The 209-nt window shown below is 58.4% G+C and carries 1 protein-coding gene; it reads left to right on the top strand.

Annotated elements, in window-relative coordinates; all coding sequences use genetic code 11:
• Window positions 1–192, top strand: a 192-nt coding sequence (locus NLM59_RS11820) for a winged helix-turn-helix domain-containing protein (RefSeq protein WP_304417980.1), incomplete at its 5' end; no start/stop codon positions are given.
• Window positions 193–209: the final 17 nt, after the last annotated feature.

The following is a 209-nucleotide window of genomic DNA, read 5'->3' as shown; positions in this document are numbered from 1 at the left end:
AAGAGATTGATCTCGCGGGCGATGATGCAGGAGATGCTGGGCGGGGCCGCAGGCGAAAGCTTCGACCGTGCCATGGACGTGCGCATATCGCGGCTGCGCACCAAATTGCGTGAGGATCCCAAGAACCCGCGCCTGATAAAAACCATCTACGGAGCGGGTTATATCTTTCTCGGTGATGTAAGCTGGCGCTGAAACCGCCGCCATCAAGG

The sequence above is a fragment of the Profundicola chukchiensis genome, from assembly GCF_029664245.1.
GTDB lineage: Bacteria > Bacteroidota > Bacteroidia > Flavobacteriales > Weeksellaceae > Profundicola > Profundicola chukchiensis.
The sequence above is the reverse complement of the archived record's forward strand: the minus strand, read 5'-3'. Positions and strand labels throughout refer to the sequence as shown.